The organism is Amycolatopsis sp. NPDC051071 (assembly GCF_040682875.1).
Lineage (GTDB): Bacteria > Actinomycetota > Actinomycetes > Mycobacteriales > Pseudonocardiaceae > Amycolatopsis.
In genome coordinates this window covers 1-14888 of sequence record NZ_JBFBBY010000038.1, presented here as the reverse complement: position 1 = coordinate 14888, position 14888 = coordinate 1, and the positions used below count along the sequence as shown (strand labels likewise).

At 64.9% G+C, this 14888-nt stretch carries 12 protein-coding genes and 1 pseudogene; 12 read left to right on the top strand and 1 reads right to left on the bottom strand.

Annotation, left to right across the window (positions count from 1 at the left end):
- Positions 1 to 170 precede the first annotated feature (170 nt).
- The 7 genes and pseudogenes from AB0M65_RS15200 to AB0M65_RS15170 all read left to right on the top strand — a co-directional run bounded on the left by AB0M65_RS15200 (position 171) and on the right by AB0M65_RS15170 (position 7075).
- On the top strand, positions 171 to 1682 hold the full coding sequence (locus AB0M65_RS15200) for a hypothetical protein (RefSeq protein WP_364027196.1): 1512 nt from the start codon (positions 171 to 173) through the stop codon (positions 1680 to 1682).
- Positions 1679 to 2563: a DNA adenine methylase gene (locus tag AB0M65_RS15195; protein ID WP_364027193.1), complete on the top strand. Its 885-nt coding sequence runs from the start codon at positions 1679 to 1681 to the stop codon at positions 2561 to 2563. The genes AB0M65_RS15200 and AB0M65_RS15195 overlap by 4 nt, the downstream gene beginning before the upstream one ends.
- Positions 2564 to 2711: 148 nt before the next feature.
- On the top strand, positions 2712 to 3698 hold the full coding sequence (locus AB0M65_RS15190) for a hypothetical protein (RefSeq protein WP_364027190.1): 987 nt from the start codon (positions 2712 to 2714) through the stop codon (positions 3696 to 3698).
- 450 nt (positions 3699 to 4148) lie between these two features.
- Positions 4149 to 5183, top strand: coding sequence for a type IV toxin-antitoxin system AbiEi family antitoxin (locus AB0M65_RS15185; protein WP_364027187.1), 1035 nt, complete (start codon positions 4149 to 4151; stop codon positions 5181 to 5183).
- A pseudogene (locus AB0M65_RS15180) lies at positions 5152 to 5682 on the top strand (nucleotidyl transferase AbiEii/AbiGii toxin family protein); the annotation flags it as partial. The gene AB0M65_RS15185 and the pseudogene AB0M65_RS15180, both read left to right, overlap by 32 nt.
- Before the next feature lie 304 nt (positions 5683 to 5986).
- The gene (locus AB0M65_RS15175) at positions 5987 to 6724 is read left to right on the top strand and encodes an alpha/beta hydrolase (protein ID WP_364027184.1); all 738 of its coding nucleotides are present in this window, start codon (positions 5987 to 5989) and stop codon (positions 6722 to 6724) included.
- Positions 6725 to 6859: 135 nt separating this feature from the next.
- Positions 6860 to 7075, top strand: coding sequence for a hypothetical protein (locus AB0M65_RS15170; RefSeq protein ID WP_125680489.1), 216 nt, complete (start codon positions 6860 to 6862; stop codon positions 7073 to 7075).
- On the opposite strand, the gene AB0M65_RS15165 is transcribed toward AB0M65_RS15170, so the two are convergent.
- Entirely contained in the window at positions 7063 to 7848 is a 786-nt protein-coding gene (locus tag AB0M65_RS15165; protein WP_364027180.1) for an IclR family transcriptional regulator, read from the bottom strand. The two genes, AB0M65_RS15170 and AB0M65_RS15165, sit on opposite strands and share 13 nt — an antisense overlap.
- A 176-nt stretch (positions 7849 to 8024) precedes the next feature.
- Here AB0M65_RS15165 and hutH point away from each other — a divergent pair, with 176 nt between their 5' ends.
- Genes hutH through hutI form a run of 5 tightly spaced genes read left to right on the top strand, consistent with a single transcriptional unit; the run spans position 8025 to position 14844 of the window.
- A complete protein-coding gene (gene hutH, locus AB0M65_RS15160; protein WP_364027177.1) occupies positions 8025 to 9551 on the top strand; it encodes a histidine ammonia-lyase in 1527 nt (508 codons plus the stop codon).
- 4 nt (positions 9552 to 9555) lie between these two features.
- Positions 9556 to 11208: a urocanate hydratase gene (hutU, locus tag AB0M65_RS15155; protein ID WP_364027174.1), complete on the top strand. Its 1653-nt coding sequence runs from the start codon at positions 9556 to 9558 to the stop codon at positions 11206 to 11208.
- Positions 11205 to 12401, top strand: a complete 1197-nt coding sequence (locus AB0M65_RS15150) for an allantoate amidohydrolase (protein ID WP_364027171.1) — start codon at positions 11205 to 11207, stop codon at positions 12399 to 12401. Before hutU ends, AB0M65_RS15150 begins: the two co-directional genes overlap by 4 nt.
- Positions 12398 to 13702: a formimidoylglutamate deiminase gene (locus tag AB0M65_RS15145; RefSeq protein WP_364027168.1), complete on the top strand. Its 1305-nt coding sequence runs from the start codon at positions 12398 to 12400 to the stop codon at positions 13700 to 13702. Before AB0M65_RS15150 ends, AB0M65_RS15145 begins: the two co-directional genes overlap by 4 nt.
- The gene (gene hutI / locus AB0M65_RS15140; protein WP_364027165.1) at positions 13690 to 14844 is read left to right on the top strand and encodes an imidazolonepropionase; all 1155 of its coding nucleotides are present in this window, start codon (positions 13690 to 13692) and stop codon (positions 14842 to 14844) included. The genes AB0M65_RS15145 and hutI overlap by 13 nt, the downstream gene beginning before the upstream one ends.
- Positions 14845 to 14888 lie beyond the last annotated feature (44 nt).

The following is a 14888-nucleotide window of genomic DNA, read 5'->3' as shown; positions in this document are numbered from 1 at the left end:
CGCGCTTCTGCGACGACAAATGCCTGGTCAAAGGCATGGAGACAAGTTGAGGCTCATCGCCACCTGATTGGAGCAGTGGCGGTGCGTCACGGCGCCCAGCTTAGGCCACTAAGGTGGTCAAGATCGCTAGATGGTCACCGCGAGGCTTAGGGCACTGACGGAGGTTCGGAATGATCGACATGTCGACCTGGAAAGAGCTGGTTGTCGACGTCGTCGATGAACTGGAGCTCGATCCTTACAACGTCCGGCTCGAGCTATCTGACGGCGTGACCGAAAGTGACATCATCCAGGACCTGTTTAGTAATGAGGGTGTTCTCACGTTAGTCGACGGTATCGCTAAAGTTGGCTACCTGACTCATGAGATCCCGATCGTCGTTCGAAGAAAGAAGAAGCTCGTCGTAGTAGAGGGCAACCGGCGAGTCGCCGCCCTGAAGTCTATTCAGAATCCGTATATAGCTCCGCACTTCCAGTCGCAAGTAACCCGGATTGCGTCGAATATCCCCAACCGCGGCTCGCTTAAGAAGATTAGTGTCAAGCTTGCGCCGAGCGAGGACGAAGCTCTGCAGCTGGTCGGAGCGATCCACACTGGAAGTCAGCGTCGAGCTTGGTCGCCGAATAGGCAAGCGGCCTTCTTTAAAGCGCAGCTTGTTGGCGGTAAGTCGCCGAAAGATTTGATTGAGCAGTATCCCACGGTGGACGTCAAGAAGTTTGTGCTTCGCAGTGGCTTTCTGGATGTATTCGCTTCTGCTGACTTCGACGATCTAGAGCTAAAGAACTACGTCGCAAGCCGGAAATTTACGGTGTCCACGCTAGAGCGGCTGTACCCAAACAACGATTTTTTGCGGATTATGGGTCTCGTGGTCGATCAGGATTACAGGGTAACTACGAGCTTGCCTCGGCAGGTATTTGGTAAGCTTGCAGAAAAAGTCGTGCGTGATATTAAAACCAAATACACCGATACGCGTAAATTAAACAAGGCGGATAGCGAATTCTATAAGGCATACCTTGAGGAACTTCGGGTTCTCCTTGATGAGGCTGACGCCGCCTCCTTGGAAGACTCAAGTCTTGATGATCGGCCTGGTACCGCTGGTGGCGATCCGGGTACACGGCAGACGCCAAGTGGTGGATTCAAGGGGCATGAGCCAAAGGACGATACGCCGAAAGTCAAGCCGGAAAACAAGCCCGCCGACGATGGCGCGCAACCTGCTGAAGTAAAAGCCAAGCAACGGGTCAGAAAGCCGGTGCATCTGAATACCGCCGAACTGACCGTTCCTGCAAGCTATCCACCTAGCATCGGCTTGATTCTCGGGGAAGTTGCCCGGATAAACATCGAGTTCTACCCGAACGCAACGATGGACCTGTTGAGGACTTTCCTTGAGAAGTCGATTAAGGCGTATGCTGAGGAGTTGGGGGTAAACTTGCGCCCTCATGGTTCAAACGGTTTCGTTTACCTCTCGCATTGTTTTGCGTGGTTGGAAGGGCATCTCCGTGCGAAGGGTAACCGAGGGCTGGCTCAGGTTGTCAAGAAACTCGCTTCCGACAAAATCGGTGGGTACTACAACGTTTCCCTTGATGCACTAAATGCGGTCAACCACAACTTTAAGTTTCATGCAATTCCTGACGATGTTCGTAACTGCTGGCACTCGATCTACGAACTGATGAAAGTGATCCTCGCGCCATGAGTAGTACCAAGAGTGAGTACTCCGGTAAGAGCCTGCAGCGACGGGTGACAATCTCACCTCTTCGTTACCCTGGCGGTAAGGGATCGCTCTATTCCAAGTTGAAGCTGCTCGTGCGAGCCAACAGTCTGACCCAGGGAACATACGTCGAACCGTATGCCGGCGGCGCGGGAGCTGCACTTGCCCTACTCGTGACTGGGCAAGTTCAGAGGATCGTTATCAACGACCTTGACCCCGCCGTGCATGCATTCTGGACATCGTTGGTATCTGAGCCGGATCGGTTTAGTGAGCGTGTTCAGAAGGCTGACCTTACCGTCAAGGAGTGGTCTCGCCAGAAAGAAATCTACCTGGGCAGTGCGGCGGATTCCTTCGAGCTTGGATTTGCAACTTTTTATCTCAATAGGACTAACCGTTCTGGCGTTCTCAACGGTGGTCCTATTGGTGGGATGGATCAGACTGGAAACTATAAGATTGACGCGCGATTTAACAAGGAGGCGCTGACGGAGCGGATGCGCGTGATCGGTCTGCACGCCCGTCGAATAAGTGTCACGAACGACGATGGCATGAAAGTAATTAGAAAGTATGCACGCCGATCCAACTCGTTTATTTACGCTGACCCCCCTTACTTCGATAAGGCCGGGTCGCTGTACTTGAACTCCTTTGGTGCCAGCGATCACGCGAAACTTGCCGAGTGTCTTAACGGCTACGCGGATACCAAATGGGTACTGACTTACGACAATGTTCCTCAAGTGCACGCACTATACTCCGAGCGGAGAAACGCCCTTTTTTCTCTGAATTATTCGGCTCATCGCGTAGTCAAAGCGCAAGAGGTTATGGTTTTCTCGGACCAGCTGACTGTTCCGTCGAACCTCGACGATCATTAAGCACATTGCCGCCTCGGGAAAGTGAGCCGGCCCGTTATTCTCTGGACGGGTTCGACGTGTGGTGGCAAGTTACAGTTTTTTCGGTCCTTCTCGGCTGTCATGATTTTGCGTTCGGTCAAGCATGACATAAACTAATACTATGCCCCTTGTGTTCGACGCCATGTTTCTTTTTGCCCAACAAGCAGCAGATATTCCGTCCGATTGGCAAATTCTCGCAGATATAGGAACGTTCGTTGCCGCGTTGGCGAACATTGGTTTAGTGTCCTTTGCTGTCGTGCAGCTTATGTTACTCAGAAGGCAGGTTCATCTTGCTTCTGATCAAACAAAGGCAGCTAGAGAAACGGTCGATGTTGCACGCGAATCGGCTGAGGTTGCCCGAAACGCTGTGCTTGAAGCCGGCAGAATCCGAGTGGACGAACAGGCTCCGCGAGTAATTGCCTTGATGGAGGAGCCTGCATGGCCTCCTCTCGTTGATCAAACCCGCTCCGGGATGCCCGGCGGCGGTGAGCTGCCACTTCTGCACCATCGGTCGCTTGCTGCGAGCTGGGACGCGACTTCAGCCAAGCCTTTCGTTTTCGATGGTCAGCGTGGCTGGTTCATGTGGTTTAAGATGCGAGGCGTCCTCGTCAATGAGGGTCATGGTACGGCGCGGGTGCGGCTAGATGGCGATGCGCAGTTTATCGAAGGCCGGTCCTCGCTGCTGCCGAATCAGACACGTAACACGCCTGTTCCTCCAGCTGTCGGTACAGTCGACAGGAATGAGTATCTTCTTCGTCCAGGTGAGTCGGCAATTTTCGAGTGGGGCTATGGGCACACCTTGAGCGAGTGGGCGGATGCGTTTGAGAATCCGAACCCTCCGAATCCGAACGGAAGCTGCAAGCTTGGTGTGACAGTATTCGACTATTTTGACCATGGCGTGATCGACCATATCTTCATCGAGATGGCAGCCCGGCCAATCAAGCCGGTTCCTGGAGCGCATGGGCAGTGGACTGTTCCGCATGAGCGTTCGGAGGCAGAACTGGGGATGACTGTCTACCCGCTTCATCGAACCTATCGCTCTGAGGGCTGGAAGGGTGTCGAACCGCCTTGGACGCCGATCTATAAGGACTGGTATGACCAGCGGCAGTCGAACTAGAACGTTCGTGGTACTCCAAACTCCCTCAACTTGTTCTTGATCGTTGAGGTGTGTATGCTGTACGGCTCAGCCAGCACCTTCGCGGTAGCGTCTGAGCAAATAGGCCTCGATCATGTTGGTGATGTCCTGCTCCGTGAGGATCTGCCGCACGTAGTCAGAAGAGGCTGTCCTGCCCCGCAATGCTCGTTATCGAATCGTGACGGTCATCGGTGGGGTTGTTGATCTCCCGTAGAGCCCCGACCAGCGGTCCGAGCAAGTCGGAGCGGTTGGAGTAACGGCGTAGAAGCCCCACTGTTCGGATGGCGAGCGCTCGTTGAGAGCGCTCGCCATTTGTCGTTATAGGGCGTGAGCGGACGCTTGGGTGCGCGGCCGGGTTGCGGCGAAGGCTAGGTTGTGTTCAAAAATATACGCATGTTCAGTACGAATGAACATGATGGCTCGCTGAACGCGATGGACTGGTCCGCCGACGCCCGCGCCCGGCTCCAGGAGTTGGGCTTCAGGGTAGAAGTGCTCGGTACCGCCGGGGGAGATCTCGGTGATCCGCAGAGGCATCAGATGGATGTCCTCGTGAGGCTCACCACGGGGTCTGGCGCTGCCCGGACGTACGGTGTCGAAATCAAGCGGCGGATGACCGTGGAGCTGGCCACGGCGGTCCATTTCCCAACGACCCCTCCACCGCTCCTGTTCACCACGCACCTCAGCGAACCGATCGCCGAGCGGCTGCGTGCCCGGGGGATCGATTATGTGGACGCCGCGGGCAACGCGCACCTCGCCTGGGATGACGTCCTGATCGACGTCCGGGGCCGCCGCAAGCCCACCACGCTTGCCGGACGAGCCTCGTCGCGAGGTGCGGGGGCCTTCGGGAGGGCGGGTCTTCAAGTCCTGTTCATCCTGCTCAGCTGGCCGGAGACAGCCACCTTCCCGTACCGCTCGTTGGCCGCGCTGAGCGGTGTGTCGCTCGGCACGGTCAAGACGGTCATCGAAGAGCTCACCGGAGCCGGCTACCTGTATGAGCGTGGGAACGAGCGACGGCTTGCCCGCGGAGCGGAGCCGCTTGACCGGTGGTCGGAGGCGTACTCGATCAGCCTGGATGTCGCGCTGGCCCTCGGCGAGTTCACCGCGTCCGACCTTTCGTGGTGGCGCGATGCGGAAGCCGAACTGGTTTCCCTGGGGGTCCAGGTGGGTGGGGAAGCCGGGGCGAGCCTCATCGACCCACATCTGCGGCCGGCCTCGCTCACGCTCTACGCCACCCAGTTGCCGGTACAGCTCATCGGCCGGCATCGCCTGGCTCGGGCGGAAAACGACGGCAACGTGCACGTCCGGACCCGGTTCTGGAAGGAGCCGTTTCCGAAGCGGCAGCCCTGGATCGTGCCGTCCACGCTGATCTACGCCGACCTGCTGGCCTCCGGGGATCCGCGCCAGCGTGAGCACGGAGACCGGATTCGGGGCGGTGATGATCGACTTAAGCGCATCGACCGAACCTGATCTCCTACTTGCCGCGAGAGTGCTGGCTCGGGTGGACGCTATCGCCCGCGCCGCGGCGGTCGACTACCTCGTGGTCGGGGCGACGGCACGCACGATCCTCTCGATCGGACTGGTCGGTGGCCCGCCAGAACGGGCCACTCGAGACATCGACATCGCCGCCGCGATGGGTACCTGGGACGACTTCGAACAATTCGTGAGTCGCCTGGAACGGAACGGCCGGAGCGTGCATTCGTTTCTCGTGGAGGGCGTCGAGGTCGACGCGGTGCCTTATGGCGGCATCGAGGAGGAAGACCGAACCATCCTCTGGCCCGACGATCACCGTATGAACGTCCGCGGGCTGAGCGAAGCCGTGGCAACGGCCGAACTGGTGCTCCTGCCCGGTGGACTCGCCATCAAGGTTCCGGCGGTGCCCGCGCTGGCGCTGCTCAAGCTTCTGACTTGGTGTGATCGGCGTGCCAGTACCACGCGCGACGCCATCGACCTCGGGACCATGATCGGCTGGTACGCATCGGGGCCGTACCTGGATCGGCTCTATGACAAGGAACTCATAGCCCTGGACCGGCAGGGCTATGACCCTGCGCTCGCGGGAGCTTGGCTACTGGGTTCGCAGATGCCTGGTCTGCTCGATCCTGAGGGTGTCGCGGTACTGCTCGATATCGTCGGTGACGACGATGTAGTGGCCCGGTTGGCCAACGACGTTCGTCTTCTCCGAGGGACGGACCTCGTTTCAGCGCTTACCGAGGGCATCTTGGCGAATTCCCGATCGGTCGAATTCGGCTCGTGCGACGCCATATCCTCAAAGCATGCGGCTTCATGTGCATCAGTGGGGCTCAGGCCCGCGTGTCGTGCTCGTCCACGGGGTGCTGCTCGGCGGCCGGGAGGCGTGGCGGGCGCAACGGCCGCTGACCGAACGGTGGACGTTGCTCGCGCCGGACCGGCTCGGCCATGGGAAGTCGCCCGACGGTGTGCAGGACTTCGAGGTCGACGCCGGGTTGATCGCTGACCAGGTGCTCGACGAGCCCGCGCATCTGGTCGGACTGTCCTATGGCGCGATCGTCGCGATGCTGGCGGCCGCCACACGGCCCGAGATGGTCCGGACGCTCACCGTGGTCGAGCCGCCTGCGGCGGGGGTCGTCCGAGGTGACGAGGTCGTCGACGCGTGGGACGCCGAGCTGCGGAGGTTCCTCGCCGGTCCGCTGGAGGATCCCCGCGAGGTCTTCGAGGCGTTCTTTCCGCTCGCCGGCGTGCCACTGTCCATCCCGGATCCGGTCCCGGAAACGTTGCGGCGCGGCGCCCGCGCCTTGATCGGGATGCGGCCGCCCGGCGATGCCGAATTGCCGCTCGATGTGCTGGCCTCAACGGATTTCCCGATGCTCGTGGTCACCGGCGATCATCGGCCGGAGTACGAAATCATCGCCGACGAGATCGCGAACCGGACCGGAGCGCGCCGCGACGTCGTAGCGGGGATGGGGCATTTGGTGCCCGACACGGGTGCGCCGTTCAATGCTCGGCTTGAGGCCTTTTTGGATCACGGAGAGTAGCAAAATCAAGGTCATTTTCGTCTCAATTCACCCGCGCCGGGAGCAGTCGCGGCGTGGGATGTCATGCTAAGTGTCCGACCATGGCCCTCTTTCGAAACGACCCCGTGTCGCCGGAGGGCCGGAAGAAGGTAGCAGATGACCTGGGCTAGGCATTCCAGTCGTCCCGACCCCGCTGAAGACCAGAGCCGGATGGCCGGTGTGCGAGCGGAGGAAGAAGTCCGCCTCACCCTGCAGAACGGCAGAGCCGCGAGGACCGTCGCCGGGCACGCTTCCGATGCCCTCGACTGTGCGGAACTGCTGGCGATGCTCGGGCTCGAGGGAGTCCAGAAGAAGCACGCTCAGCGCATCTGACCCCCGATCCGGGTGGTCAGTTCGGCCGCGGTCAGACGGACCTCTTCGGCGAGGTCCGGCCAAGTTGCCTCGCAGCCTTCAGTCCCTGGGCAAAGGTGGCGGAGGGTCACACTGATCGCGGCCATCGGCCGGCCGCCGTGATCGAAGACCGGGCAGGCCACCGAGGCGAAACCCTCGGTGACGTGGCCGTCTTCGACCGCCCAGCCGAGTCTGGCCTCCGCGTTCAGTGTGCGGCGCAGTTCGGCAAGGGTGCGCGGGCCACGGCCGGTGCGCAGGACGAACGCCGACGCGGCCGGGAAGAGCGCACGCACATGTGGCGACGGCAGGTGGCGCAAAATCGCCCTTCCTGACGCCGTGAGCTGGCCTGGCAGGCGTACACCCACTTCGGTGACCAGCGTTTCCGGACGCGTGGGGCGTTCCTTGACCAGGTAGAGCGACTCGTTGCCGTGCAGCACGCCGAGATGCGCGGTGTGGCCGACCCGGTCGGCGAGTTTGCGCAGCAGCGGGGCGGCGAGCCGTTCCAGCGGGTCGTGCCGCAGGTAGGCGGACCCGAGTTCGAACGCGGCGATGCCGAGCCCGTAGCGGCGCTCGGACGGCAGGTGCGTCACGAAACCGGCGACCTCCAGTTCGGCGAGCAGGTGGTACGTCGTCGAGCGCGGCAGATCCAGGTCGCGCGCGATCGCGGCCGCGGACACCGGGCCCGGCCTGGCGGCAAGGGCGCGAAGGATGCTCAGGCCGCGCCGCAGCGCAGGCACTTCGCTGCTCTCACCCATCTCGACCTCCTGCTCGCTCGGCGCCGGGGGAGCAAGGGACCTTTGCTATCACTTCTCTCAACGTCGCGAGAAGTGATAGCAAAGGTCCCTTGCTCTCTTCCGCTCCGTCTTGGATACCAGACACAACCACCGGTTGGGGTCGCCCACCAGCGGGCATGGCGTTGTCCAATGGGGCTATGCCGGAAACCGTACTTCTGGGGTCCGAACCGCTTCGGCCCGAACAGGTCGTCGCGGTCGCCCGTGACCACTCGCCCGTCGCGGTCAGCGAAGCGGCCGAGAAGAAACTCGCCGCGACGCGCCAGCACATCGACAACCTCGCCCACGCCGAGACGCCGACGTACGGCGTTTCGACGGGCTTCGGTGCGCTCGCCACCAGGCACATCCCACTCGAGAGCCGTACGGCGCTTCAGCGGTCGCTGATCCGCTCGCACGCGGCGGGCGCGGGCCCGGTCGTCGAGACCGAGGTCGTGCGCGCGTTGATGTTGCTGCGTCTCCGCACCCTCACCAGCGGCTACACCGGAGTCCGCCCGGGTACCGCGCAAGCGCTTGCGGACCTGCTCAACGCCGGGATCACCCCGCTCGTCCACGAGTACGGCTCGCTTGGTTGCTCCGGTGACCTCGCGCCTCTCGCCGCCGTCGCGCTCGCGCTGATGGGAGAGGGCGAAGTCGCGTACAACGGCGAAGTCGTCCCGGCCGGCGAAGCGCTGAAGCACGCTGGGATCGAGCCGGTTGTTCTCGCGGAGAAGGAGGGTCTCGCCCTCACCAACGGGACCGACGGCATGCTCGGCATGCTGCTGCTCGCCGCGGCCGACCTCCGCAAGCTCTTCGACACCGCCGACATCACCGCGGCGATGAGCGTCGAAGCGCTCCTCGGCACCGACCGTGCCTTCGCCGCCGACCTTCAGGCGCTGCGCCCGCACCCCGGGCAGGCGCTGAGCGCGCAGCGGATGTGGAACGCGCTTCAGGACTCGAAGATCGTCGAGAGCCACCGCGGCCCGGACTGCAACCGCGTCCAGGACGCCTACTCGCTCCGCTGCTCGCCCCAGGTGCACGGCGGCGCACGCGACAGCCTCACGCACGCCGAACTCGTCGCCGAGCGTGAACTCCACTCCGCGGTGGACAACCCGGTCGTGCTGTCCGACGGCCGCGTCGAGTCGAACGGCAACTTCCACGGCGCCCCGATCGCGTACGTGCTCGACTTCCTCGCCATCCCGCTCGCGGACGTCGCCAGTATCGCCGAGCGCCGCACCGACCGGATGCTCGACAAGACCCGCTCACACGGTCTGCCGCCGTTCCTCGCCTTCGATCCTGGCGTCGACTCCGGCCATATGATCGCCCAGTACACGCAGGCCGCCGTGGTCAGCGAGCTCAAGCGCCTCGCCGTGCCGGCGTCGGTCGACTCGATCCCGAGCAGCGCCATGCAAGAAGACCACGTCTCGATGGGCTGGTCCGCCGCGCGCAAGCTGCGCAAGGCCGTCGACGGCCTCAACACGGTCCTCGCCATCGAACTGCTCACCGCCGCGCGGGCACTCGACATGCGCGCGCCCCTTGTCCCGTCGCCGGTCACCGGCCGGGTCCGGGATCTGCTCCGTACCAAGGTCGAGGGCCCCGGCCCCGACCGTCACCTGGCGCCGGAGATCGCCGCCGCCGAAGAACTCGTCGCGTCGGGCGCCGTCCTCGCCGCGGCCCAACTGGAGGTCTGAGCCCATGTCCCGCACGGTCCGTGCCGCCCGAGGCACCACGCTCACCGCGAAGAACTGGCAGACCGAAGCCGCACTACGGATGTTCCACAACAACCTCGACCCCGACGTCGCCGAACGTCCCGAGGACCTGGTCGTCTACGGCGGCACCGGCAAGGCCGCCCGCAACTGGGCCAGCTTCGACGCGATCACCCGCGAACTGACCACTTTGGACAGTGACGAGACGCTGCTTGTCCAGTCCGGCAAGCCGGTCGGGGTGTTCCGCACGCATGAATGGGCGCCGCGTGTGCTCATCGCGAACTCCAACCTCGTCGGCGACTGGGCGACCTGGCCGGAATTCCGCCGCCTGGAAGCACAGGGCCTGACGATGTACGGCCAGATGACCGCGGGGTCCTGGATCTACATCGGCACGCAGGGAATCCTGCAAGGCACCTACGAGACTTTCGCCGCTGTCGCCAAGAAGCGGTTCGGCGGCAGCCTCAAGGGCACTCTGACCGTCACCGCCGGCCTCGGCGGCATGGGTGGTGCGCAGCCGCTGGCCGTCACGATGAACGACGGTGTCGCGCTCGTCATCGAATGCGACCCGCAGCGTGCCCGCCGTCGCGTCGAAACCCGGTACCTCGACGAGGTCGCCGACGATCTGGACGACGCGATCCGCCGCGTGGAAGCCGCGAAGAAGGAGAAGCGCGCGCTGTCCGTCGGCGTCGTCGGCAACGCCGCCGAGGTGCTGCCGGAGTTGCTGCGCCGCGGCGTCGAGGTCGACATCGTCACCGACCAGACCTCCGCACACGACCCGCTTTCCTACTTGCCCAAGGGAATCGGCGTCGACGAGTGGCAGGACTACGCGGACAAGAAGCCCGACGAGTTCACCGAGCGCGCCCGCGAGTCGATGGCCGAGCACGTCGAAGCGATGCTCGGTTTCCTCGACAAGGGCGCGGAGGTGTTCGACTACGGCAACTCGCTGCGCGGCGAGGCGAAGCTCGGCGGCTGCGAGCGCGCGTTCGACTTCCCGGGTTTCGTGCCCGCCTATATCCGCCCGCTGTTCTGCGAGGGCAACGGCCCGTTCCGCTGGGCGGCGCTGTCCGGTGACGCGCAAGATATCGCGGCGACCGACCGCGCGATGCTGGAACTGTTCCCGGAGAACGAATCCCTCGCGCGCTGGATCAAGCTGGCCGGTGAACGCGTCGCCTTCCAAGGACTTCCGTCGCGGATCTGCTGGCTCGGCTACGGCGAACGGCACCTCGCGGGCCTGCGGTTCAACGAGATGGTCGCCAGCGGCGAGCTGAAGGCGCCGGTCGTCATCGGCCGCGACCACCTCGACTCGGGCAGCGTCGCCTCGCCGTACCGCGAGACCGAGGGCATGGCCGACGGCTCCGACGCCATCGCCGACTGGCCGCTGCTGAACGCGCTGGTCAACACCTCCTCCGGCGCGACTTGGGTGTCGATCCACCACGGCGGCGGCGTCGGTATGGGCCGTTCGATCCACGCCGGCCAGGTCAGCGTGGCCGACGGGACCCTGCTGGCCGCGCAGAAACTCGAACGTGTGCTCACCAACGACCCCGGCATGGGCGTCATCCGCCACGTCGACGCCGGCTACGACAGCGCTGCCGCCGTCGCCGACGAGCGCGGCGTCCGCGTGCCGATGCGGGACGCCGAGTGACCGCGTCCTCGCTGCTGGCGGAGATCTCGGACGTCGGCCGCGACCCGAAGCGCGGCGGCTACTCCCGCCACGCCTTCGACGCGGCCGAAACCGACCTGCGCGCGTGGTTCGTGGAGCGCGCGGGGCGGCTGGGGCTGGGCGTCGAGACCGACCGCAACGGCAACATCTGGGCCTGGTGGGGCACACCCGGCCCGGACGCCGTCGTCACCGGGAGCCACCTCGACTCGGTGCCCGGCGGCGGTGCCTTCGACGGCCCGCTCGGGGTCGCGAGCGCGCTCGATGCGGTGGAAATCCTGCAGGCCAAGGGGTTCCGTCCGGTCAAGCCGTTCGCGGTCGTGGTCTTCGCCGAGGAGGAGGGCGGCCGCTTCGGTGTGCCGTGCCTGGGCTCGCGGCTGCTGACCGGGACCATCGACGCGGACAAGGCACGTGGCCTGCGTGACCCCGACGGCGTCACGTTCGCCGAAGCGGCGGCGAAATCCGGCCTCGATCCCGAACGCGTCGGCCGTGATCCGGAGCGGCTGGGCCTGATCGGGCGGTTCCTCGAACTGCACGTCGAACAGGGGCGCGGGCTGATCGACCTCGGCTCGCCGGTCGCCGTCGGCAACACGGTGATCGCGCACGGCCGCTGGCGATTCTCCTTCCAGGGCCAGGGAAACCACGCCGGTGCGACGCTGATCGGCGATCGTCGTGACCCGATGATCCCGGCGGCCGAGACCGTCCTCGCCGTGCGGAAGCTGGCGAGAGCGACGGCGGACGCGCGGGCAACGGTCGGCAGGCTCGTGCCGGTACCGGGCGGGACCAACGTCATCGCGTCCACTGTGGACCTGTGGCTGGACGCGCGGGTGCCGGGCACGGTCACACCCGAACTGGTCGCGGAGATCGCGAAACTGGCCGAGGAAGCGGCGGCACAGGAGGGTTGCCGCGTCGAGGTCACCCGGGAGTCGTACTCGGACGACGTGATCTTCGACGACGCGCTGCGCCGCGACCTCGGCACCTGGCTGGGCGCGCCACCGGAACTGCCGACCGGAGCCGGGCACGACGCGGCGATCCTGGCCGGGTTCGTCCCGTCCGGGATGCTCTACGTACGCAATCCCACCGGTATCAGCCATTCCCCGGAGGAGTTCTCGGAGGCGGAGGACGTCGACCACGGCGCGCGCGCCCTCGCGAACGTCCTGGAGAATTTGTCGACATGACGACATATTGGTGTGAGCGGGCTTGGTTACCCGACGGGATCGCCGAGGCCGTCCGGATCGAGGTCGACGGCGGGAAGATCGTTTCCGTGGCGGCGAACGCGGCCCGCACGGGAACCGTCCTTGACGGACTGACGGTGCCCGGGTTCGCGAACGGGCACTCGCACGCGTTTCATCGCGCGCTGCGGGGGCGGACGCACCACGACCGCGGCACGTTCTGGACCTGGCGTGAGCGCATGTACTCACTCGCGTCCAGGCTCGATCCGGACGCGTACTACCGGCTGGCGCGAGGTGTCTACGCCGAGATGGTGCTGGCCGGGTACACGAGTGTCGGCGAATTCCACTACCTGCACCACGCACCGGGTGGGAAGCCGTACGCCGAGCCGAACGCGATGGGGGAGTCGCTACGGCAGGCGGCCGAGGACGCCGGGATCCGGCTCACCCTGCTCGACACCTGTTACCTCGCGGGCGGTATCGGTGTCGAACCCGACGAGGTGCAGCGGCGGTTCTCCGACGGCTCGGCCGGGAAGTGGGCGCAACGAGTCGGCGAATTGCGGGAGAAGGAGACCTTCCGGGTCGGGGGCGCGATTCATTCGGTGCGCGCGGTTCCCGAAGATCAGCTGTCCGAAGTGGACAATGGAACGCCCGAGGATCGCCCACTGCACATCCATCTTTCCGAGCAGCGGGCCGAGAACGAGCAGTGCATGGCGGCTTATCACTGGACTCCGACGGGGCTGCTCTGGGAGAACGGAGTGCTCAGCGAGCGGCTCACCGCGGTGCACGCGACGCATCTGACACCGGGCGACATCAAATGGCTCGGCGATGGTGGGAGCCGTGCCTGCTTCTGCCCGACGACCGAACGGGATCTCGGTGACGGCATCGGCCCCGCGCGGACGTTGCTGGACGCGGGAGTGCGGCTCTGCGTCGGCAGCGACAGCAACGCCGTCGTCGACGCGTTCGAGGAGACCAGGGCGCTGGAGCTGAACGAGCGGCTCGCCAGCGAGAAACGCGGCCGGTTCACCGCGGACGAACTGCTCGCGGCGGCGACCGATCACGGCGCGATCGGCTGGGACGAGGTCGGCGAACTGGTCGCCGGTGCGGGTGCGGACTTCGTCACCGTGGGCCTCGGCTCGGTGCGGACGGCGGGGATCGAGCCGTCCGGGGTGGTCTTCGCCGCCTCCGGGGTGGACGTCCAGGATGTCGTCGTGGCCGGGCGGGAGATCGTCCGCGGCGGCACGCATCAGCTGATCGACCGGCCGGAAACGGTCTTGGCCAAGGAGATCGAGGCATTGTGGCAGTACTGATCACGGGTATCGGCGAGCTCACCACGAACGACGGCGAACTGGGCAAACTCCACGACGCGGCCGTTGTCGTCGAGGGCGAGAAGATCGCCTGGGTCGGCGCGGCGGCCGACGCACCCGACGCGGACGAGCGGGTCGACGTCGACGGCCGCGCGGTGCTGCCCGGGTGGGTGGACAGCCACACGCACCTCGTCTTCGCCGGGGACCGCACGGCCGAGTTCGAAGCGCGGATGGCAGGGAAGGCGTACAGCGCCGGAGGCATCGCGGTCACCGTCAACGCGACGCGGTCGGCGTCCGATGAGGAACTGGCGGCGAACCTGCGGCGTCACGTCGACGAAGCGGCGAAGCAAGGCACGACCTGTCTGGAGACGAAGACCGGCTACGGGCTCAACGTCGAAGATGAGCTGCGTTCGGCCCGGATCGCCGCCGAAGTGGCCGACGAGGTCACGTTCCTCGGCGCGCATCTGGTGCCACCGGGTGCCGATGCCGAGTCCTACCTGGACCTGGTGTGCGGCGACATGCTCGACGCCGTCGCGCCGCTGGTGCGGTGGGCGGACGTGTTCTGCGAGACCGGCGCGTTCGACGAGGCGCAGTCCGGGCGGGTGCTGAAGGCGGCGCGGGAGCGCGGGCTCGGGCTGCGGGTGCACGGGAACCAGCTGGGGGAGGGGCCGGGCGTGCGGCTCGCGGTCGAGCTGGGCGCGGCGAGTGTCGACCACTGCACGTACCTGAGCGAAGCGGACGTAGAGGCTCTCGCTGCTTCGGACACCGTCGCGACCTTGCTGCCCGCGTGCGACCTGTCGACACGGCAGCCGCTGGCACCGGCGCGGCGGCTGCTGGACTCGGGCGCGACGATCGCGCTGGCCAGCAACGCGAACCCGGGGAGCTCGTACACGACGTCGATGGCGTTCTGCGTCACGACGGCGGTGCTGCAGATGCGGATGACGATCGACGAGGCCGTGTGGTCGGCGACGGCGGGTGGTGCTCGGGCGCTTCGGCGCGACGACGTCGGCTTCGTGCGGCCGGGCGCCCGAGCCGACCTTCAGGTGCTTGAAGCGCCTTCGGTCACTCACCTCGCGTACAGGCCCGGAGTGCCGCTGACGGCTGGTGTTTGGCGGCGTGGGGTGCGGCTGACCAGCGGAAAGTAGCAAGGGACCTTTGCTATCACTCTCTTTTGGAAAGTGATAGCAAA